The sequence below is a fragment of the Rhodococcus sp. 5A-K4 genome (assembly GCF_046097995.1).
Lineage (GTDB): Bacteria > Actinomycetota > Actinomycetes > Mycobacteriales > Mycobacteriaceae > Rhodococcus_F > Rhodococcus_F erythropolis.
The window spans coordinates 138,318-157,916 of record NZ_JBJURM010000010.1 but is presented as its reverse complement, the minus strand read 5'-3'; the positions used below and the strand labels follow the sequence as shown (position 1 = coordinate 157,916).

General features: G+C 62.4%; 20 protein-coding genes and 1 tRNA gene. 13 read left to right on the top strand and 8 right to left on the bottom strand.

Translation table 11 applies throughout. The annotated features are described in order from the left end of the window. Positions 1-11: 11 nt before the first annotated feature. From ACKAMS_RS15635 to ACKAMS_RS15615, 5 genes are all read left to right on the top strand, one after another. Complete coding sequence (locus ACKAMS_RS15635; protein WP_029255079.1) at positions 12-1,265, top strand: MFS transporter; 1,254 nt, start codon at positions 12-14, stop codon at positions 1,263-1,265. A gap of 25 nt (positions 1,266-1,290) precedes the next feature. Next, positions 1,291-1,779, top strand: a complete 489-nt coding sequence (locus ACKAMS_RS15630; RefSeq protein WP_019747868.1) for a MauE/DoxX family redox-associated membrane protein — start codon at positions 1,291-1,293, stop codon at positions 1,777-1,779. A 42-nt stretch (positions 1,780-1,821) separates the two neighbouring features. Then, the gene (locus ACKAMS_RS15625; RefSeq protein ID WP_007731305.1) at positions 1,822-2,565 is read left to right on the top strand and encodes a DsbA family protein; all 744 of its coding nucleotides are present in this window, start codon (positions 1,822-1,824) and stop codon (positions 2,563-2,565) included. A 145-nt stretch (positions 2,566-2,710) separates the two neighbouring features. Then, positions 2,711-2,783: transfer RNA gene (locus ACKAMS_RS15620), tRNA-Ala, on the top strand. Positions 2,784-3,008: 225 nt separating this feature from the next. Further along, entirely contained in the window at positions 3,009-4,124 is a 1,116-nt protein-coding gene (locus ACKAMS_RS15615) for an NAD(P)/FAD-dependent oxidoreductase (protein ID WP_408989219.1), read from the top strand. An 11-nt stretch (positions 4,125-4,135) separates the two neighbouring features. Here the strand turns inward: ACKAMS_RS15615 and ACKAMS_RS15610 are convergent, their stop codons facing one another. After that, positions 4,136-6,673: an alpha/beta fold hydrolase gene (locus ACKAMS_RS15610; RefSeq protein ID WP_408989218.1), complete on the bottom strand. Its 2,538-nt coding sequence runs from the start codon at positions 6,671-6,673 to the stop codon at positions 4,136-4,138. Positions 6,674-6,848: 175 nt separating this feature from the next. On the opposite strand from ACKAMS_RS15610, the gene ACKAMS_RS15605 reads away from it, so the two are divergent. From ACKAMS_RS15605 to bluB, 3 genes are all read left to right on the top strand, one after another. Continuing rightward, positions 6,849-7,451 carry a lipocalin family protein gene (locus ACKAMS_RS15605; protein ID WP_047889490.1) on the top strand — a complete coding sequence of 201 codons (603 nt, stop codon included), beginning with the start codon at positions 6,849-6,851 and terminating at the stop codon, positions 7,449-7,451. An 81-nt stretch (positions 7,452-7,532) separates the two neighbouring features. Beyond that, positions 7,533-8,585, top strand: a complete 1,053-nt coding sequence (locus tag ACKAMS_RS15600; RefSeq protein WP_047889491.1) for a GTP-binding protein — start codon at positions 7,533-7,535, stop codon at positions 8,583-8,585. Next, positions 8,582-9,211: a 5,6-dimethylbenzimidazole synthase gene (bluB, locus tag ACKAMS_RS15595; RefSeq protein WP_019747874.1), complete on the top strand. Its 630-nt coding sequence runs from the start codon at positions 8,582-8,584 to the stop codon at positions 9,209-9,211. The genes ACKAMS_RS15600 and bluB overlap by 4 nt, the downstream gene beginning before the upstream one ends. A gap of 15 nt (positions 9,212-9,226) precedes the next feature. Here the strand turns inward: bluB and ACKAMS_RS15590 are convergent, their stop codons facing one another. The 4 genes from ACKAMS_RS15590 to glp all read right to left on the bottom strand — a co-directional run bounded on the left by ACKAMS_RS15590 (position 9,227) and on the right by glp (position 13,518). Continuing rightward, on the bottom strand, positions 9,227-10,666 hold the full coding sequence (locus tag ACKAMS_RS15590) for a DEAD/DEAH box helicase (RefSeq protein ID WP_019747875.1): 1,440 nt from the start codon (positions 10,664-10,666) through the stop codon (positions 9,227-9,229). 228 nt (positions 10,667-10,894) lie between these two features. Then, complete coding sequence (locus tag ACKAMS_RS15585; RefSeq protein ID WP_003944730.1) at positions 10,895-11,308, bottom strand: molybdenum cofactor biosynthesis protein MoaE; 414 nt, start codon at positions 11,306-11,308, stop codon at positions 10,895-10,897. Next, complete coding sequence (moaCB, locus tag ACKAMS_RS15580) at positions 11,301-12,287, bottom strand: bifunctional molybdenum cofactor biosynthesis protein MoaC/MoaB (protein ID WP_047889494.1); 987 nt, start codon at positions 12,285-12,287, stop codon at positions 11,301-11,303. Before moaCB ends, ACKAMS_RS15585 begins: the two co-directional genes overlap by 8 nt. Positions 12,288-12,315: 28 nt before the next feature. Continuing rightward, positions 12,316-13,518 carry a gephyrin-like molybdotransferase Glp gene (gene glp, locus ACKAMS_RS15575; RefSeq protein ID WP_408989217.1) on the bottom strand — a complete coding sequence of 401 codons (1,203 nt, stop codon included), beginning with the start codon at positions 13,516-13,518 and terminating at the stop codon, positions 12,316-12,318. A gap of 111 nt (positions 13,519-13,629) precedes the next feature. Between glp and moaA the strand changes: the two genes are divergently transcribed. The 3 genes from moaA to ACKAMS_RS15560 all read left to right on the top strand — a co-directional run bounded on the left by moaA (position 13,630) and on the right by ACKAMS_RS15560 (position 16,008). Continuing rightward, positions 13,630-14,688 (top strand): GTP 3',8-cyclase MoaA, encoded by a 1,059-nt coding sequence (moaA, locus tag ACKAMS_RS15570; RefSeq protein WP_019747878.1) that lies wholly within the window; start codon positions 13,630-13,632, stop codon positions 14,686-14,688. After that, complete coding sequence (locus ACKAMS_RS15565; RefSeq protein ID WP_003944706.1) at positions 14,681-14,938, top strand: MoaD/ThiS family protein; 258 nt, start codon at positions 14,681-14,683, stop codon at positions 14,936-14,938. Before moaA ends, ACKAMS_RS15565 begins: the two co-directional genes overlap by 8 nt. Positions 14,939-15,252: 314 nt before the next feature. Next, positions 15,253-16,008, top strand: coding sequence for a hypothetical protein (locus ACKAMS_RS15560; RefSeq protein WP_020969281.1), 756 nt, complete (start codon positions 15,253-15,255; stop codon positions 16,006-16,008). A gap of 13 nt (positions 16,009-16,021) precedes the next feature. Here ACKAMS_RS15560 and nadE read toward each other — a convergent pair whose 3' ends face one another. Next, the gene (gene nadE / locus ACKAMS_RS15555; RefSeq protein ID WP_243617143.1) at positions 16,022-16,846 is read right to left on the bottom strand and encodes an ammonia-dependent NAD(+) synthetase; all 825 of its coding nucleotides are present in this window, start codon (positions 16,844-16,846) and stop codon (positions 16,022-16,024) included. Between the two features lie 68 nt (positions 16,847-16,914). On the opposite strand from nadE, the gene ACKAMS_RS15550 reads away from it, so the two are divergent. Further along, positions 16,915-17,469, top strand: a complete 555-nt coding sequence (locus ACKAMS_RS15550; protein WP_080910898.1) for a nucleosidase — start codon at positions 16,915-16,917, stop codon at positions 17,467-17,469. Positions 17,470-17,488: 19 nt separating this feature from the next. Here ACKAMS_RS15550 and ACKAMS_RS15545 read toward each other — a convergent pair whose 3' ends face one another. Both ACKAMS_RS15545 and ACKAMS_RS15540 read right to left on the bottom strand, forming a co-directional pair. Further along, positions 17,489-18,268: an META domain-containing protein gene (locus tag ACKAMS_RS15545; RefSeq protein ID WP_060938651.1), complete on the bottom strand. Its 780-nt coding sequence runs from the start codon at positions 18,266-18,268 to the stop codon at positions 17,489-17,491. A gap of 35 nt (positions 18,269-18,303) precedes the next feature. After that, positions 18,304-18,903, bottom strand: a complete 600-nt coding sequence (locus ACKAMS_RS15540) for a TetR/AcrR family transcriptional regulator (protein ID WP_019747883.1) — start codon at positions 18,901-18,903, stop codon at positions 18,304-18,306. 106 nt (positions 18,904-19,009) lie between these two features. On the opposite strand from ACKAMS_RS15540, the gene ACKAMS_RS15535 reads away from it, so the two are divergent. After that, positions 19,010-19,576: an NAD(P)H-dependent oxidoreductase gene (locus ACKAMS_RS15535; protein WP_019747884.1), complete on the top strand. Its 567-nt coding sequence runs from the start codon at positions 19,010-19,012 to the stop codon at positions 19,574-19,576. Positions 19,577-19,599: the final 23 nt, after the last annotated feature.

The following is a 19,599-nucleotide window of genomic DNA, read 5'->3' as shown; positions in this document are numbered from 1 at the left end:
TTCCGGGCGACATGAAAACTCGTGCAGCCAAGCTGCCACAGGAAATTTGGGTACTGGTCGCCGCCAGCTTCGTCATCGCCCTCGGGTTCGGGTTGGTCGCTCCGGCTCTACCGCAGTTCGCGCGCAGCTTCGACGTATCGGTCACCGCCGCCACGATCGTGATCTCGTCTTTCGCATTCATGCGATTGGTGTTCGCGCCGATGAGCGGCACTTTGGTACAGAAACTCGGTGAGCGTCCGGTCTACATCGTCGGCCTTTTGATCGTCGCGGTCTCGACCGGTGCGTGCGCTTTCGCGGGGGAGTACTGGCAACTTCTGCTGTTCCGGTCGTTGGGCGGTATCGGGTCGACCATGTTCACGGTGTCGGCTCTCGGGCTGATTATTCGCATGTCACCGCCGGACAGTCGTGGCCGCGTCTCGGGGCTGTACGCGACAAGCTTTCTCATGGGATCGATCGGCGGCCCGCTGGTCGGCGGTGCGCTGTTGCAGTTCGGTCTGCGGATGCCGTTCATCATCTACGCAGTTGCGCTGGTGATCGCCGCGCTCGTTGTCTTCGTGAGCCTGCGTGGATCTCACCTGGCGTCACCGGACAAGGCTGTCGATGTGAAGTCGATGACTCTCGCAGAAGGGCTTCAGTCGCCGGTGTACCGGGCAGCGCTCGGATCGAACCTCGCCTTCGGCGGCGTGATCTTCGGAGTTCGCGTTGCCATGGTCCCTCTGTTCGTCGTGGAGTTCCTCGACCGAGACCCGTCGATAGCGGCCTACGCTCTCACGATCTTTGCCGTCGGAAACGCGTTGGTGTTGATCGTTTCCGGACGGCTCTCGGACCGCTTCGGACGCAAGCCCTTTGTCGTGAGCGGTCTGCTCATCTGCGGTCTGGGAACCATCGCAATGGGATTCACCGACAACCTTGTGGTGTTCTTCGCCATCGCCGCAGTGACTGGTGTCGGCTCCGGGCTCATGAGTCCGGCCCAGCAGGCCGCGGTTGCCGATGTTGTCGGATCGACGGCCCGAGGCGGACCCGTTCTGGCGGTATTCCAGATGATGTCCGACATCGGTGGGGTAGTGGCGCCGATTTGTGCCGGACTGATCGCCCAGCATGTGTCGTACTCGGCGGCCTTCGCGGTGATGGGAGCCGTAGTAGTCGTGTCGGCGACGGGTTGGTTGTTCGTTCCGTCGCGAACGAAGCCCGTCGAATCCGTCGTCGAAGATCTGACTGATGTGACGGTGCTAACGGATACTCCTGCGCGGACAAACCTGGACTGACCGGGCATTCTGTACTCTCGATCGGGTGGCAATTCGCATCGTGAGTCTTGTGGCCCGATTGGGTTTGGCGGCCGTTTGGCTGATTTCCGGGGGACTCAAGTTCTTTGATCCCGTGCAGACGAAGATCGCGGTGCGCGCCTATCAACTGTTGCCCGAGTCGCTGGTAGGTCCGGTGGCGACGGCTCTTCCCCTGGTCGAAATAGTGCTGGGCCTGCTGATCCTCGTCGGGCTGGCGGTGCGCGTATCCGCTGCGGTCTCGGTGGTCATCCTCACGGTTCTCATTGCGGTGATCATTTCGGTGTGGGCCAGGGGATTGTCCATCGACTGCGGATGTTTCGGCGGCGGAGGTGCAGCCGACGTCGGCGCTTGGGACTATCTGAAGGAGATTCTCCGGGACCTGGGCTTCTTGGCACTTGCCGTCTGGCTGCTCGTGTTCCCGCGTTCGCCGCTCGCATTGGGGCCCGGATCACGCGCGGCGTTCTCAGTGGATACTCAGTCTTCAGTGGCAAGGTAAGCAATCGGTAAATCGTTTCGACGCACGAAGGACTGCATCAGCGTGAGCACCAAGAGCAGCAAGAACAAATACTCGCCGGAACCGGTCTCGAGCCGCTCCACCTACATCATCGGTGGCCTCGCGGTGCTCGTGATCGCGGCCCTCGTCATCGGCGGTGTCTTGTGGACGAACAGCAAGAACAAGCCCCAGAACGACGGCTACGGCTCCGTGCAGAGTTCCGAAGTTGCCGTCACGGTGCAGGACAACGGAGTGGTGCTGCTCGGCAAGCCCTCCGCCGCGACGACCATTGATCTCTTCGAGGATCCGCTGTGCCCCGCCTGCGCTGCTCTCGAGCACCTCAGTGGCCAGGCTCTCGCGGCCGCCGTCGACAACGGTGACGTCGCCGTGCGGTACCACATGCTGAACTTCCTCAACCGGGCGTCGGGCAGTGGTGACTACTCCACACGGGCCGGCGCCGCTCTGCTCTGCGTCGCTCAGGGTGGTGACGCGATCGCGTACTCCGCATTCCACAACAAGCTTTTCGCGACCGACACGCAGCCTGCCGAGGGCGGCAGCAGCGACCACACCAACGACGACCTCGCCCAGATCGCTCGTGATGCGGGCGCATCCGAGGACGTGGCAACCTGCATCTCTTCCGGTACCAACGTCGAAGCAGCCGCGGCCAATGCTGCAGCCGCCAGCCAGGCGCTCAAGGATGTCGGGTCGAACGGGACGCCCACGGTAGTGGCGAACGGCAAGATCGTTGACACGGGCAGCAGCGACTGGGTTTCCAAGCTCTCCTCCTGAGCTGAAGCGGCCGCTCGGACGAGGAGCGGCCGCTTCGCTCTGACCAGGCGATTTGTTGCCCAGGAGTCAAGTGGTGTAACTTTCTTCCAGCAAGCGGAAAGCAGAAAAGCCGCTGCGAGTTCGACTGTTAGAGTTAATTGAATACGGGGCTATGGCGCAGCTGGTAGCGCACCACACTGGCAGTGTGGGGGTCAGGGGTTCGAGTCCCCTTAGCTCCACCCGAACAAATGCTCTGCACCAATCGGTGCAGAGCATTTGTTGTTTTCGAGCCAGTGTTGTGTTGTCGACCCTGTGTTTTTCGAGCCCCTATTGCATGCAGCACAGTTCTGCCTAGATGTGTCGACCGCCATAACGCCAGGGCGTCAATGTTCAATAACGTCCGCGATGAGGCCTGATCATCCCGTGCATTCTCAGCATGGGGACCGTTGGCGGAACGGAGAACCATGAGTGCACACGTGGTGATAATCGGGGCAGGATATGCGGGCGTCATGGCAGCGAAGCGGCTGCTGAGAACTCGGTCGGACATCACGGTGACCGTCGTGAATCCGCGCCCACACTTCGTGCAAAGAATCAGGCTCCATCAGATGATTGCGGCCGGCTACGACGCGACGGTCTCGTTCGACAGGGCGCTACCGCGTGCGGCACACCGAGTCTTCGGAGAGGTGACGACGATCGAGGCGGCGCTCGGCAGGCTCACCCTCGACGACGGCAGCGTGCTCGACTACGACTACTTGGTCTACGCAGTCGGAAGCAGGCAGTTGCCCAGCACGATCGCCGGGGCGGACGAGCACGGGTTCGGCGTCGCCGAATTCGAGGACGCGGTCCGCCTCTCGTCCAGGCTGGCGACTCTCGACGAGAAGGCTGCGGTCTGCGTAGTCGGCGGCGGTCTCACCGGGATCGAGACTGCCGCAGAATTGGCTGAGCAGCGAAGCAGCCGAATCACTTTGGTGACCGGAGGAATCTTGGCCCCGGATCTGTCAGAGCGTGCTCGATCGGCAATTCTCAGAACATTGACCGACCTTGGGGTTGATATTGTCACCGAATCCCGGGTGACTCGGATCGACGGTTCGTCCTGCGAGCTAGCGGGAGGTGTACGGGTTGAGGCCGATTGCACGATTCTCGCGACAGAATTCGGTGTCCCCGATCTGGCGCGCCGAAGTAGCCTTCCCGTCGACGAACTCGGTCGTCTGAAGGTCGACGATGGACTGGAATGCTCGTCCCACCCCAACATCTTTGGTGCGGGTGATGCGGTCGCAGTCGGTGATCTCTCACTGAGGATGAGTTGTCAGGCCGCGATCCCCTTGGGAGTCCATGCGGCCGAAACGATCCTGCATCGACTCGAAGGTTCCGCGCCGCGCCCGGTGACTCCGAAGTTCGCAGGTCGGTGCATCAGTCTCGGGAGGCGGCGAGGTGTGTTCCAGCGGACCACTCGTGTCGACGAAGCAACGGGCATGTTTATTGCAGGCAGGGCGGGTGCATTCGTCAAGGAAAGGGTCTGTTCGTCGACGACCGAATGGGCTGTCACTCCACGCCGCTCTCTCTTCTACAGCTGGACATGAGCCGCAGTTGGTCACGCTCGATCGCAGATTCGGTCGATGATCGCCGCAGTCTTGCGGACGTACGGTTGACGGACGACGTCTTCGTGACACGCGTCGACGTCGTCGAAATCGAGGGAGCCTGTGGCGATGAGTGACCAGATCTCACGTCCACGGTTGTTGGTGGCTCCACGGATCACCGTGACAGGCGCGGCGCACGTTCGCATCCGATGCTTCCGGAGCGCCTGGCCGCCGATGTAGAGGAACACCGTCCACTGGGTGGCCGGTGGGTACTGCAGAATGCCGGCGAACAGCGTGCGGATCCACATGGCCGCGACGGTGCGTCTGGTCGGCTTCCAGCGGGCATTGGTGGATGGTTGTGGTGCAAGGTCGACGATCGACGGATCCAAAGTGATGCCCGCTCGACCAGCCAGTCGTGCGGCAGCCTCGGTGGAGATTCTGGTGTCGAGAACGGTGACGTGTTCGACAGTGTCACCTGACTCGGACAGCTGTGTCGCCATTTCCAGCGCCACGTAGCCGCCGTACGAGTATCCGGCGAGGAGGTATGGCCCGGTGGGCTGAATCTTCTTGATTTCGAAAATGAAACGGCGGGCGCTTGCTTTCACCGACCGGTCGGGTAGTCCGCGAGATTCGAAGCCGTGTGGCTGAAGTGCGTAAACCGGCCGATCGGTGTGAAGCGCTTTCGACAAGGTGGACAGCGTCGTCGATGGGCACCCCGCTCCGTTCATGATGAACAGCGGTCGCCCGGAGCCTTCGAGCTTCAGTGGCACCATCGTGTTGTGACAGACGCGATCATCGGGATCGATTCTGCGCCGATCCACCAGCGCTGCAAGGTCTTTGACGGTACTGGCGGCCGCGAACTCCGCCGCCGTGATCCGGATCCGGAACATGTCGTGAATCTTTGCCACCACTTCGGTTGAAGCAAGCGAATCGCCGCCGAGTTCGAAGAAGTCGTCCTCACGGTCGATGGAGTCGATACCGAGAATCGACTCCCAGATCGAGGACAACCACAATTCGGCGGGCCCGGCGAGAGTCGGTGGAGTGGACCGCACCTCGACGGAGGGCAGCGCTGTTCGATCGACCTTTCCTCTTTCGTTGCGGGGCAACGCCGGCATCAGAACAAAATGTCGGGGGAGCATCCAGGCCGGCAGATATGTCGCCAATTCGCGCCGCATCTCGGCGCCCGACCGTGCCATCACGGCTTTGGTCAGGACCACGTAGGCGACGATCTCCGGTCGATCGTTCTCGAGGACGACGGCCACGAAAACATCGGCGACGCCTGGAATTCGACGAATATGCGCCTCGACTTCCATCGGCTCCACCAGGTAGCCCCGAATCTTGACGGCGTCGTCGACGCGGCCCCGCAGTTGTAGTTCGCCGCGTTCGTCGATACGGCCCCGGTCACCGGTCCGGTAGATGCTCACTCCGTCGCCGAGGCGCGTGAATCGTGCCGCAGTGCGATCCGGGTCACCGTGGTATCCATCGGCAAGATCGCTCGAGACAACCTGTATCTCGCCGATCTCTCCGTCGGGAAGAGGCACGCCGTTCACATCGACGATCTGTACGTCCTTGCCGTCGCGAGCACGTCCGGCCGGAACCACTCCGACGGGTAGTTCGGAATGTGGTGGGAACGCGTTGTACGCGACGACACCGGTCTCGGTGGTGGCCAGCCAGTTGACGTACGTGACGCGAGCGAAGCCGTGACTGCGATGGCGCGCGTAGTCCTCGCCGTGAACTGCTTCCCCGTACGTCACGACGACCCGCAGCGATCCGAGCGAATTATCCGGTGCTTCATCGGATTCGAGGCTTGACCATGCCCGCAGGAATGACGGCGCGCAGTGCGCGGTCGTGATCGAATTCTCGATCAGCCAGTCGTCGATTCCCGAAACTCCGTCGACGCGTGGATCCCAGCAGAAGACCGTGACGCCGTTCATCAGTCCCATGATCAGGGCCGTGATTCCGGCTCCGAAACTGACGGGCAACAGGTTTCCGATGTGATCGTCGGGGCGCAGGTCGATTGCTGCGGCAAGTTCGTCGGCTTTGTTCAGGCACATGGAGTGGCTCAACACGACTCCCTTGGGCGCTCCACTGGTCCCTGATGTGAACGCGATCATGGCAGGGTCGGAACTCGATGGTTCCAGCGCGTTGTCGAAACGGAAGCCGGTTGCGGCCGATTCGTCGAGGATCGACTGCAGCGCGACGGCGCCCGAGGCGCTCATGATGTGCGCTCGCCGGGCCTCGGGGAGTTGTGGGTCGATCATGACCAAAGGTCGACCGGAAATCAGAGTAGCGAGGATGGCGGGCACCGACTCGGCGGTTGGTTCGAGATCAACCGCAACCGGGCGAGCCCCGTGTGACCCACGTAGGCGAAGTTCGCGGACCAATGCATCGGTCCGGAGTTCGAGTTCGGCGAAAGTGATCCGGTCGCGCGGAGTCACGACGGCAACGGTGTCGTGCTGCATCGAGGTGACTCGGCGCCACCTCGACTCGATCGTCTCGTCGATGACTGCATAGCGAGTGCGCTCGAGACCTAAGTCGACAACCTTCATCATAGTAGCTCCGTCCGACTTTCAGCTATCTTTGAGCAAAGACTACATAAGGTTTGTGAAGTAGGTCCATAACAAACCGAAAGTAGTTTTACATACGTCCCCATCCTCCAGTCCGTCAGCTCCGAATACCTTGAGGAACCAATGCCGATCGAGCGTTGTACAGACGAGGAGCAATGACATGAAGTGGTCGGGGCGAAGTGCGATTGCGATTGCGGGAGTGTGCGCCGCAGCGACGCTGTTTTCGGGAACCGCGCAGGCGAGCCCACTCTGGGAACCTCTGCAGCCGGTGGCGAACCTGGACGCCGCGCGCTACGTAGGGGAATGGAACCAGGTGGCGGCGATTCCTCAGCCCTTCAACCTCGCGTGCGCGAAGGACACCCGGGCGAGTTACGGGATCGTCGATTCGTCGAACGTGAGCGTGAAGAACACGTGTACGACGTGGACCGGCCAAGCCAACGAGATCGTCGGGAATGCCCGAGTTACCGATCCAGCAACGGGTGCCCAGTTGCATGTGAGCTTCCCCGGGGTGCCCTCGCAGGAGAGTTTGGACGGTCCGCCCAACTACATCGTCACGTATATCGCCGACGACTATTCGTGGGCACTGGTGGGCGATCCACTCAGGCTTTCCGGGTTCGTGCTCTCACGGTCCCCGATTGTCAACGCGGCCGGCTGGAGTGAGATCCGTCGGGTCGCCGAATCCCGTGGATACAACGCGTGCACGATCTTGACGTCACCGACCACCGAGGGCACGTCGGACATCCGTCCGCTCTGCACGGTGTGAGTCTGCTGTCAGCGTGAACCTTCCGGAGCCACACTCCACTACGATCACTGATCGGTACGTGTGGTTTCGGAAGGTTGCGTGGTGGCGAAGAAGCAGATTCCCGTAATAGTCGTCGCAGGCTTTCTCGGTTCGGGCAAGACGACGCTGCTCAACCATCTTCTGCGCAACAACGACGGTGTACGCATCGGCGTGATCGTCAACGACTTCGGCTCCGTCAACATCGACTCGATGATGGTCGCCGGTCAGGTCGATTCGATGGTCTCTCTCAGCAACGGCTGTTTGTGCTGCGCTGTCGACGTCTCGGACATGGACGAGATGCTGAACAAGTTGGCGCACCGGCAATCCGGGATCGACGTCATCGTCATCGAGGCGAGCGGGCTTGCTGAGCCGCGGAACATGATTCGACTCGTCCTCGGAAGTGAGAATTCGTCTGTCGTCTACGGCGGCCTGGTGGTCCTGGTCGACGGAGCCAATTTCTCCACCGTTCGCCGCGAACATCCCGAGCTCGATCAACATGTCCGCCTGGCAGACCTGGTGGTAGTCAACAAGATCGACAGCGTTCCGGTCTCCGAGCGCGAGAGATTCACGGCCGGAATTCGCGAGTTGAATCCGCGAGCGCCGATAGTGGAGACGGCGCATTCACGGATAGACCCTGCTCTGCTGTTCGATTCCGGTGAGGTGACCCCTCCCGCTCCGGGCGATCAACTGAGCCTCGACGAGCTCCTTCGCGAGGGGCACGACGACGATCACGAGGACGGCTCGTGTCACCACGATCACCTGCACCACCGCTACGAATCGGTTGATTTCACGTCGGAGATGCCACTCGATGCCAGGGCTCTGACGCATTTCCTCGAGAATCAACCGCCGGGGGTGTACCGCATCAAAGGATTCGTGAACTTCGAGATTCCGGGTTACACAGGAAAATTCGAGATCCAATCGGTGGGTGATCATGTTCGGATCACGCCGCTGCGGTGGAAGTCGGGCGAACCTCGAACCACGCAACTGGTTGTGATCGGTACCGGGATGGATTCGGGAGCGGTCGGCAGCGCGCTCCGCGCCTGCGTGCGCGAGGAAACGGTCGAACCGCACCCCGACGCCATGCTGGGATTGCACCGCTATACCGTCGGGGCGTGAGTGAATCAGATGTATCCGTGTACGAAGCGATTCGGCGACGGCGAGACGTTCGCGCCGAGTTCTCGGGAGAGGTCATCCCCGACGAAACGCTGATGCGCATTCTCGACGCCGCCCATCGCGCGCCGAGCGTGGGAAACACGCAACCGTGGGATTTTGTCGTCGTTCGTAATCCGGAGACGCTCAATACCTTCGCGGCACATGTCGCCGATGCCCGGCTGAAGTTCGCGCAGTCTTTGCCCGAGGATCGCCGATCGACGTTCGACCCTATCAAGATCGAGGGAATCGCCGAGAGCGGTACCGGCATCGTCGTCACTTACGACCCGTCACGCGGTGGCCCGAACATCCTCGGCCGTCATACCGTCGACGACACCGGACTGTTCTCGGCGGTACTCGCAATTCAGAATTTGTGGCTCGCCGCAGTGGCCGAGGAGATCGGCATCGGCTGGGTTTCGTTCTACGACGAGAAGTACCTCACCGAACTCATGGGCATTCCGTCGCCCGTACGCCCCATTGCGTGGCTGTGCGTCGGGAAGGTGACTGAGTTTCAACAGGTTCCGGATCTCGAGCGCTTCGGATGGCGACAGCGCCGGCCATTGGCCGACGCTGTCCACTACGAAACCTATTGAGTTGTACCGGGTGGCCTAGCGCGCGGGACGGCCCCCGGTGGAGCCTGCGGTGCGAGCGCCGCCGCCGGTGCGGGGACGGCGAGCGCCGCCGCCTGCATGTTCCTGACGAGCAACTCCGCCGGTGCGAGCACCGCGTGACTGACCGCCTTGTCCGGAGCGCGCCTGACCCGAACGTGCTGCGCCGCCGCGTCCACCCTGGCCGGCGGGACGCTGTCCGCGTCCACCGTTCGGCTGGGCCGGAGCCTTCGGAGCCGGCGTGACGTGCGGTGCGATGTCGCCGACCAACTTGACGACGTGCTCGGAGTTGGCAGTCGAACGAACCGGGGTCACCTTGATGGCTGCCTTACGCATGAGGATCGCGAGATCCTTACGCTGCTCGGGCAGAACCACGGTGACCACGTCGCCGGCGCTGCCTGCTCGAGCGGTGCGACCACTGCGGTGCAGGTACGCCTTGTGCTCGGCCGGCGGATCGACGTGGACGACCAACTCGACGTCGTCGACGTGGACGCCGCGCGCTGCGACGTCGGTGGCGACGAGGACGCGCGCTTCACCGGCGGAGAATGCCGCCAGGTTACGGTCGCGAGCAGCCTGAGAGAGGTTGCCGTGCAGGTCCACTGACGGGATGCCCGACTCGGTGAGCTGGCGAGCCAACTTGCGTGCCTGGTGCTTGGTGCGCATGAACAGGATGCGACGACCGGTACCGGAAGCGAGCTTCTCGACCAGAGCCTTCTTGGCTTCGACGCCGTCGACGTCGAACACGTGGTGCGTCATCGCTGCGACGGGGGAGTTGGCCTCGTCCACCGAATGCATGACCTCGTTCTTGAGGAAACGCTTGACGAGCTTGTCGACGCCGTTGTCCAGCGTTGCCGAGAAGAGAAGGCGCTGCCCGTCCTGCGGGGTGGACGAGAGGATGCGGGTGACGACGGGCAGGAAGCCGAGGTCGGCCATGTGGTCGGCCTCGTCGAGCACGGTGATCTCGACGGCGTCGAGGCTGACGAATTTCTGCTTCATGAGGTCTTCGAGGCGACCGGGGCAGGCGACGACGATGTCGACTCCGGCCTTGAGAGCCTGAACCTGGCGGTGCTGCGAGACGCCACCGAAGATGGTGGTCACGCGCAAGTCGTATGCGGCGGCCAACGGTTCGAGGGTTGCGGTGATCTGGGTGGCGAGCTCACGCGTCGGTGCGAGCACCAGGCCGAGCGGTCGACCCGGACGACGCTTGCCCCCGGACAGTTCGCCGGCGAGGCGGGAGACCATGGGGATGGAGAACGCGAGGGTCTTGCCGCTTCCGGTCTTTCCGCGGCCCAGTACGTCGCGCCCCGAAAGAGTGTCGGGGAGGGTGTCGATCTGGATCGGGAACGGAGAAGTGATTCCGCCGTCTTCGAGAGCTTTCACCAGCGGTGCGCGCACACCGAGGGCTGCGAAGGTGGTAGCGGGCGTAGAGATGTCAGACAAGTGTGTTCAGAGCCTTTCGGGCACGTGTTCGTGCCCGGATGCCGACACGGGAATTAACCGGTCGAACAATCAAGCACAGTGGTGGCGGCGCTGCCGGTCGGCAGGCTTCTTCGCCGTAAGAAGAGCGGGTGCATTGAGCACTCAGCAAGAAAATTTGCGTTCTACGACGCTGGATGCCCGATTTCAGGCACCTAGTGATCGCAACTCTACCTTCTCGGAGCGTTCGACCTACAACCCGACCCATTCGGAGACGCCGTTTGCGAAGTGTTGCCGCTTCCAGATCGGTACCTCGTGCTTGATGCGCTCCACCAGTTCGGCGCACGCGGCGAACGCCTCCGCTCGATGCGGGGCGGCGACGGCGGCGACCAGTGCGAGGTCACCGATCTCGAGGTGGCCGACGCGATGGATCGCGGCAACCGGCAGGCCGGTCGAGGCTGCAACCTCTTGGCAGCACGTCTCGAGAAAGCGTTCCGCGTCCGGGTGTGCCTGGTACTCCAACGCTGAAACTGCTTGACCTCCATCGTGATTGCGCACCGTTCCCGTGAACACCACAACAGCGCCGTTCTTCGGACCGGCAACGGCGGCGTCGACGGTGTCTGCGTGAATCGGTTGCTCGGAGATCCGAGCTAGTAGCTCACTCATCGTGTGCTCCTCCGCCTGCGACCTGCGCGAGCAGGTGATCGATGATGGGTTCGAGGACGGCGAGACCGTCCTTCACTCCACCGGGAGAACCCGGAAGATTGACGATGACCGTCGTACCTGTGAGACCTGCCACACCACGGCTCAGTGACGCGTGCGGGGTCTTCTCGAGGCCCTTGGTTCGGATCGCTTCTGCGACCCCGGGCAACTCACGGGTCAAGACTGCCCGGGTAGCTTCCGGCGTTGCATCCGTGGGGGAGGCACCGGTGCCGCCGGTGCTGATGACAAGCGACGGGGAGCCCTCCTTGGCGTCAGCGATGCCTGCCGCGATGTCTGCGTCGGCGTACACAAGCGGTCCACGCACCTCGAAGTCCCGCTCGCGTAGCCAGGCTGCGATCGTCGGTCCGGTGGTGTCGGGTCTGGTTCCGTTGGCACCGCCGGTGGAAGCGACGAGGACGGTTGCGGACCGTGGCGAGGCGAAGGCGTGCGCCGGAGATGTCTGTGAGTTCTGAGTGTCGCGGGTCCAATGTCCGTGTTTACCACCGTCTTTGGTGAGCAGGCGAACACCGTTCATAGTGGCTCCGGGATCGACCGCTTTGACCATGTCGTGCAAGGTCAGGCCGGCTACCGCGACGGCGGTGAGTGCTTCCATCTCGACGCCGGTCTGTCCGCGAGTCTTTGCCGTCGCTTCGACGGTGATCGAGGTTTCGGTGAACCCGAATTCCACCTTGACCGACGAAAGCGCGAGCTGATGACACAACGGGATCAGCTCGGACGTCTTTTTTGCACCGGCGATTCCGGCAATGCGCGCGGTGGTGAGGACATCGGCCTTGGGCATGCCGTCGGCGCGGACGAGGCGAACTACCTCGGCGGTCGTGACGAGTTCACCGGCAGCGACGGCGATGCGCGTCGTCTCGGCCTTGGCGCTGACGTCGACCATGCGCGCTCGGCCTTCGCTGTCGACGTGTGTCAATTCGGTCATGAGTGTCCTTTGAATCAGATCGAGTGAATCAAATCGAGGAAGTCGAGAGCGGGACGACGTCGACGAGATCGCCCGCGCCGAGTTCGGTCACGGCAGCGGGGACGTCGATCAGGACGTCGGCCCACGCCATTGCTGCAACGAGGTGCGAGCCGGGTCCGGCCACGAGTTCGATACCGTCCGCAGTTCTGCGCGCGCGCAGGAACTGGCGCTTGCCATCAATCGAGTGCAGCGGTGCAGTCAGTGGCAGCCGTTCGCGCGGGATCTCGGGCAGACCCGCGGCCCGGCGCAGTTCGCCGCGGGCGAAGACCTCGAACGAGACCATCGTGCTGACCGGATTGCCCGGGAAACTCAGTACCGGCACTTCGTTCACGACTGCAGTGCCTTGCGGGCCACCAGGTTGCATTGCGACGTGGCCGAAGTGTGCACCCAGAGGGGTGAGAGTTTCCTTCACCACCTCGAAGTCGCCCATGGACACCCCACCGGAGGTGAAAACCAGATCGGCGACCGAGGTTGCGTACGAGAGTAATTCGCGGAACTCGGCGGGGTCGTCGCTGCTTCGGGCGACGGAGACGACATCGGCGCCGTTGGCTTCGGCCAATGTTGCCAAAGCTGGGCCGTTGGAATCGTAGATCTCGCCGGGTTCGAGAGTTGTTCCGGCACTTTTCAGTTCGGCGCCTGTCGTAATTATCGCGACCCGTGGCTTCGTGTACGTGTCGAGCGAGGCCAGGCCCACAGCACTCAGCGCGGCGATATGGCGAGGTTCCAAGTGTGTTCCGGCCGTGACCAGTAGCATTCCGGCAGTGATGTCGCTGCCACGTTCGCGAACGAATTCGCCTACAGACCTGCCCCGTTCGATGGTGACCACGTGTTCGGTGACGCCCGTGGTGTCCTCGACGGGAACGACGGCGTCGGCACCCTCGGGGAGCGGCGCACCGGTCATGATGCGAAATGCCGATCCTGGAAGGTGTTTCGGTGGTTTTCCGCTTCCGGCGGCGATCACGCCTCGAACCGTCAGTGTCGTGGGAACCGAGGCAACGGATGCGGCGTCGACCGCATATCCGTCCATCTGTGAGTTGCGGAAGAGGGGCAGGTCCACCGGCGATGCGATATCCGAGCAAGTTATGCGCCCCAACGCTTCTGCCGTCGGAACCGCCGACGGAGAGAGGGTGTGCAGGCCGGTGAGCAATCCGGAGATGTGCGCAGCGTGTTCCTCGACCGAACGCGCGCTCATGACAGTAACCTCGACAACCTCGACATGTTTTGATCCTAGGCGGTGTGGTCCGTCCGACACACGGAGTACGGCTTTCGGTCATACTGGAGCAATACGGAAGTTGGTGAAGTGATGACAGTGGTCTCGATGGGAATTCCCACCGTGCGGTTTGACGCTGCCTCCCTCGCCGGTCGTCCCGAGACGGATCTCCTGGTCGACAGGTTCGGGCGTGTTGCCAGAGATCTGCGAGTCTCGATCACCGAGAAGTGTTCACTTCGTTGCACGTATTGCATGCCGGAGGAAGGCTTGCCGGCCATCGCTGCGGAAGACCTTCTGAGTGCCGACGAGATCGTTCGAGTAGTCGGAATCGGTGTCGAACGAGTCGGTATTCGCGAGGTGAGATTCACCGGCGGCGAGCCGCTGATGCGTAGTGACCTCGAAAAGATCATCGCGGGATGCGCCGCGCGTGTGCCAGGAATTCCACTTGCCATGACCACCAACGCCGTTGGGCTCGAACATCGTGCCGCAAAGCTGGCTGCAGCTGGTTTGACCCGCGTGAATGTTTCCCTGGATTCGGTTGATCGCGCGCACTTCGCGGAATTGACGCGTCGAGACAGGTTGCCTTCGGTTCTCGCGGGAATCCGAGCGGCCGCGGTGGCTGGCCTTGCGCCGCTCAAGGTAAATGCCGTTCTCATGCGCGAAACGCTCCACGGCGCGGCGGACCTTTTACAGTGGTGCCTCGACGCCGGAGTCGAATTGCGGTTCATCGAACAAATGCCTCTCGATGCAGACCATGCTTGGGCGCGCGAGAACATGGTGACTGCGGCTGAATTGCTGTCGGTATTGAGTGAGCGTTTCGAATTGGCCGCAATCGGTCGCGAAGACCCGTCGGCTCCTGCTGAAGAATGGCGTGTCAACGGGACTGAAATGACGGTGGGGATCATCGCTTCGGTGACGCGCTCGTTCTGCAGTGATTGCGATCGGACGCGAATGACTGCAGAGGGGACAATTCGGTCATGTTTGTTCAGTGACCGTGAAGTTGATCTGCGTGCCGCGCTCAGGGCCGGAGCAAGTGACGACGAACTTGCGGATTTGTGGCGCGGTGCGATGTGGAACAAGTGGGCAGGGCACGGCATCGACGCCGCGGACTTCGTTCCGCCGGAAAGAAGTATGGGAGCGATCGGTGGCTGATCCGCATTCGATCTCGGTTCGTTACTTTGCTGCTGCAGCGGATGTATCCGGTTGCCGTAGCGAGGTAGTCGCCATTTCGCCCGACAACACACTTGCCGAGTTGGTGGCGGTCTTGGTCGGGCGATACGGACCGGAGATGGAGCGAGTGCTGTCGGTCTCGGCTTTCCTCGTCGGTGACGAGTTGACTCGCGACGTCTCTCGAGCCTCCGGTAGCGCTGTCGATATTCTTCCGCCTTTCGCTGGAGGCTAGTCCGCGAATTGCCGGCGTAGCTATTTGTGGGCTGCCGTCGTATTGTCCTTTTTCGGTTTCCCGGTCCAAATATTTATATCTTGATCACTCCAGCTCAAGTGGCATCTATCTCCGTTTTCTCCATTGTTGGTCAATTGTCCAGCATTGGTCGTTTTGTTTAGTTTCTCCTACTTTTGGGGGAGTAAATGCACTTCTAATTGCCCAGGTGAATTGTCATCTGTTTGGATGACAAAAGAAATACCTTCGCTGTTGGTAATTGTCGACATGTGTTAATTTTGGCGCAATTCCACTCGGGATATGTGAAAGGTATTTCAATGTCGATTAATTCCACGCGCCGTGTCGGAGTCGTCGTAGCGCTCCTCGGGGCAGCTGCACTCACCGCTCCGGCAATTGCTACTGCGCTTCCGTCCACCGGTTCTCTCGGCTCTTCTGCGCCGGAAGCCTCGTGCTCGACCCTGTCCACCGAAGCGACGCCGAACGGGTGGGGCATCCCGTTCACCGACGAGAAGGATCAGACCGCGTCGTACTCGGCCGACAACGTTCTCGACAAGGACGGTTCACTGAAGCTGGCCGTCGACGGTACCGGCGATCGTTCGGTTTCCTACCATTCGGCCGGCGGTATCAAGCTGTCCGACGCAGTCAGCAAGGCGATCGGTTTCGCCGAGCGCGCCGCCACGCCGACTGCGGCGTTCCAGCTCCGCCTCACCGGAACCACCGGCGGAAAGTTCGAGAACGGATTCACCACCTTGGTGTGGGTCCCGGGACCGGACGCGACGCCGACGGCTGACGGCGGCGTTCACGCGGATCTCCAGAAGGGCGTGTGGTGGAGCACTCAGAACATCGACGGCGCCAAGGACCGCGTGTCAGTGCCTTTGGCTGACATCGTCGCCGCGAACCCGAAAGCGGTAGTCGACCACTACGGCGTCAGTGTCGGGACCGGTTCCGCTGCCACCTCGACGCTGGTCGATGCGGTGCAGTTCAACGGATGCACCACCAACTTCGCGAAGAAGGATCCGGCTTCGGGAACGGGTTCGCTGGGCGACGTCTTCGGCAGCCTGTTCGGTAGCTAGTCGCTGGTAAGAGTTACTTCCACCAGTCATCCAGGGGTGTGACCGGCACCGTGCGCTTGTGACGAGTGTTGGCGAACATCTTCTCGAGCTTTTCGGCTACCTCGGAGGAAACGTCCTTTCCTTCGAGGTAGTCGTCTATCTGTGAGTACGTGACGCCGAGGGCAACTTCGTCGGGCAGCGCGGGTCGGTCGTCCTCGAGGTCGGCGGTCGGCACCTTGCGCCACGTGCTCTCCGGTGCGCCCAATTCCTGCAGCAATGCAGCGCCCTGACGTTTGCTCAAGCCGGTGAGCGGCGTGATGTCGACGCCGCCGTCACCGAACTTCGTGAAGAAGCCGGTAATCGCTTCTGCGGCGTGGTCGGTACCGATCACCAAGTAGCCGAGCTGACCGGCAATCGCATACTGAATGACCATTCGTTCGCGCGCCTTGATGTTGCCGCGGACGAAGTCGCGCAGTTCGCCGTTCCCCAACGCCTCGGAGGCCTCACGGGCTGTGGCGTCGGCGCCAGGCTTGACGTTGACCGTGAGAGAGCGGTCCGGCTTGATGAAGCCGAGTGCGATCTGAGCATCGGATTCGTCGGCCTGCGCGCCATAGGGGAGTCGAACGGCGACGAACTCGGCCTCGTGGCCTTCTTCACGAAGTTCAGTGACCGCGCGTTGGGCGAGGGATCCGGCGAGCGTGCTGTCCTGACCGCCGCTGATTCCCAGAACGAACCCTTTGGCGGGGGTCGAGCGCACGTAGTCCTTCAGGAACTGGACTCGCGCGCGAACCTCCGCTGCGGCGTCGATTGTCGGCTTTGTGCCGAGTTCTTCGATGATGCTTTCACGCAGTGTGGCCATGAATGGACTCTAGCGATGTGAGCAGGCGCGTGCAGTGCCACCGTATCCGGGGCGGTACGGTCGCGCACATGAGTGCGAACAACGTTCTGGTGGTCAGTGCGACGAAGTCGGAAGCGGCATACGTGCCGCAAGGATACGAACTGCTGATCACGGGGATTGGAAAGGTCAGTGCTGCAACAGCAGTCGCCTCTGCTCTCGCGCGGTACGAGCGGGAGAATCTGCCGCTGGTCGTCAACATCGGGACCGCCGGTGCGCTGCACGCGCACCACGGTGGCCTCTATGTTCCCGGGGTTGTCATCAATCACGACATCAGCAGCACCGCGATCCGAGCGCTGGGGCACGACGTCGCGGACCGTTTGGTGCTCGCCGGCGGTGACGACTCGGTGTTGGCGACCGGCGACGCATTCATCGCCGACACTGCGACCCGGGACGCTCTCGCTCAGCGAGCCGATCTGGTCGACATGGAGGGGTTTGCCATCGCATTCGCCGCGCAGGCTGCGGGTGCTAGCTGCCGACTCGTCAAACATGTCAGCGATCACGCGGACGACTCGGCCTTGGACTGGCCCGCGATGATCGATGCCAGCGCCCGCGAATTGGGGCGCTGGCTGCTCGACAACGTCTGATCGAGCCTGCAGCGTCTGGTCAAGCCTGCGCAGTCAGTATCAATCCGGTGTTGTCGGGCTTGCGCAGGGTCAGTGTGTCGGCGTCGACGGTGTAGCTCACTTCACCGTCGAGTACCGCCAGGATCTGACGCTCGATGTCCATGTTCTCCTCGGGGCAGGCCATTCGCGTGGTTGCCATCGGCGTGAACGTGACTGTGGTGTCGGATACCTGGGCGCTTCCGGTCATGCGATTGCATCCGGTGGTTCCGCTGACCGAACCGTCTGCGGCAATCGTGAGTTCGGGAGCTGACGTCTCCAGAGCCAGGCTCGTACTGATCGCATCGGGACCGATGAGTGACGTGACGGTCCACGTCGTGCCCTGCAGAGGTCGATCCGGCGTGACGATCTTCTTGTCCTGCAGAGTCACTGTGGCGTCGTCCGATGTCAGGGTGAGGGTGTCGCCGTCGAGGCTCCACGTCGGCGCGGAGGTCAGCAATGTTGTTGTCCAGGCGTCGGATTCGGCGATGCCGGGAGGGCAGCCCATCATGGTCGACGCCATGGTGCCGGTGGTCAGCTTGCCGTCGGTGAACTCGACCGAGCCGTTTGCCGTGTTGCATCCGGCACTCGCGGACACTCGATCCGCTTGGCTGAAATCGAGAGTCAGCGGGCCACCGCCGGGAATTTGTGTTCCGTCGACGGAGGTCGAGATGAAGACGCGGCCGGAGGGGTCCGTCTTGTCCTCGGGGGAGTCGGACGAAGCGGAGCAACCGCTTACCGCGGCGATGGTCAGGAGGCCGATGACGGCAGCTGCGATGCGCATGGGCTCACATTAAGTGGTGGGACGGATCTGGGGAGTCAACATCGAGTAACGCGCCGGGCAAGGTCTTCCCAGCCGGCGGCCAGGCGCTCGGTGGTCATCCCGAGATCGCGCACCTGATGAAGGACAAGCGACGCTTCGAGTGGTGCCAACAGCGCTGAAGCGAGCAGATCGAGGTCGCCCTCGACGCCGGCTCCTCGAAGAAGTCCGATGACGTGAGCGATGCCGAGTGCTCGTGCCGGACCGCCGAAGCGGTATTCAGGAGCGTTTTCCGCCGCTCGGAGGACTTCGCCCTGTACTTCCACCATGGCGATCCGGGCTCGTCCGAACGCGATGAGGCGCTCGATCGGCGGCGCGCCAGGACCCAACGGTGGGGGGCCGAACATGAATGCCTGCTGCAGTTCTCGCTCGGTGTGATCGAGCAGTGCCTGCATCAGTCCCGATCGATTGCCGAAGCGCCGAAAAACTGTGCCCTTGCCCACACCGGCCCGGCACGCGACGGCATCCATCGTGACCGCGTCGACACCTCGCTCGGCGACGAGGAGGGCTGCGGCGTCGAGCAGAAGTACGCGGTTACGTGCTGCGTCACCGCGCTCGACGGGTACGGCGCCGATCTGGGGGAGGGGGATTGCGCTCACGGGATCAGGTTACAGGTCCGGGGAATGTAAGTGGACCGCGGTCCGTTTAGTTGATATAACTTTCAACCGGAGCCACCAACCGCACCACTCTCGAAGGAATCTCGTTATGTCACAGACCAATGTTCTCGTTCTCGTCGGCAGCCTGCGCGCCGGATCCGTCAATCGCCAGCTTGCCGAGACGGCTGTGTCCGCCGCACCCGAGGGTGCAACGCTGACGGTCTTCGAAGGCCTCGCCGACGTCCCCTTCTACAACGAAGACATCGACGTCGAGGGTGCTTCCATTCCCGCTGTCGACGCACTGCGCGCCGCTGCGAGCGACGCTGACGCGTTCCTGCTCGTAACCCCCGAATACAACGGCACAATCCCCGCAGTTCTGAAGAACGCCATCGACTGGATCTCGCGTCCGTACGGTGTCGGTGCAGTCAAGGACAAGGCTGTCGCAGTCATCAGCGCGTCGCCCAGCGGCAACGGCGCCAAGTGGGCACACGAAGACACCACCAAGGCGGTCCGCATCGCCGGCGGCAAGGTCGTCGAGGACACCGCACTGAGCATCGGTGGAACCGGCGCACTGTTCGGTGAGCTGCACCCGCGCGAGAACGCAGAGGTGCTCGCTCAGGTCTCCAAGGTCGTCTCCGACCTCGTCGACGCCAGCAAGCAGCTCGTCAACGCGTAATCCGTTTCACGAGTGAGGGCCAT

Excerpts from the sequence above, each read along its gene's own strand:
- ACKAMS_RS15615 (WP_408989219.1), top strand. The coding sequence starts at position 3,009 with ATGAGTGCACACGTGGTGATAATCGGGGCAGGATATGCGGGCGTCATG.
- ACKAMS_RS15635 (WP_029255079.1), top strand. The coding sequence starts at position 12 with ATGAAAACTCGTGCAGCCAAGCTGCCACAGGAAATTTGGGTACTGGTC.
- nadE (WP_243617143.1), bottom strand. The coding sequence starts at position 16,846 with ATGGCCACACTGCGTGAAAGCATCATCGAAGAACTCGGCACAAAGCCG.
- ACKAMS_RS15585 (WP_003944730.1), bottom strand. The coding sequence starts at position 11,308 with ATGAGTGAGCTACTAGCTCGGATCTCCGAGCAACCGATTCACGCAGAC.
- moaCB (WP_047889494.1), bottom strand. The coding sequence starts at position 12,287 with ATGACCGAATTGACACACGTCGACAGCGAAGGCCGAGCGCGCATGGTC.
- ACKAMS_RS15535 (WP_019747884.1), top strand. The coding sequence starts at position 19,010 with ATGTCACAGACCAATGTTCTCGTTCTCGTCGGCAGCCTGCGCGCCGGA.
- glp (WP_408989217.1), bottom strand. The coding sequence starts at position 13,518 with ATGAGCGCGCGTTCGGTCGAGGAACACGCTGCGCACATCTCCGGATTG.
- moaA (WP_019747878.1), top strand. The coding sequence starts at position 13,630 with ATGACAGTGGTCTCGATGGGAATTCCCACCGTGCGGTTTGACGCTGCC.
- ACKAMS_RS15610 (WP_408989218.1), bottom strand. The coding sequence starts at position 6,673 with ATGATGAAGGTTGTCGACTTAGGTCTCGAGCGCACTCGCTATGCAGTC.
- ACKAMS_RS15545 (WP_060938651.1), bottom strand. The coding sequence starts at position 18,268 with ATGCGCATCGCAGCTGCCGTCATCGGCCTCCTGACCATCGCCGCGGTA.
- ACKAMS_RS15550 (WP_080910898.1), top strand. The coding sequence starts at position 16,915 with ATGAGTGCGAACAACGTTCTGGTGGTCAGTGCGACGAAGTCGGAAGCG.
- ACKAMS_RS15605 (WP_047889490.1), top strand. The coding sequence starts at position 6,849 with ATGAAGTGGTCGGGGCGAAGTGCGATTGCGATTGCGGGAGTGTGCGCC.
- ACKAMS_RS15560 (WP_020969281.1), top strand. The coding sequence starts at position 15,253 with ATGTCGATTAATTCCACGCGCCGTGTCGGAGTCGTCGTAGCGCTCCTC.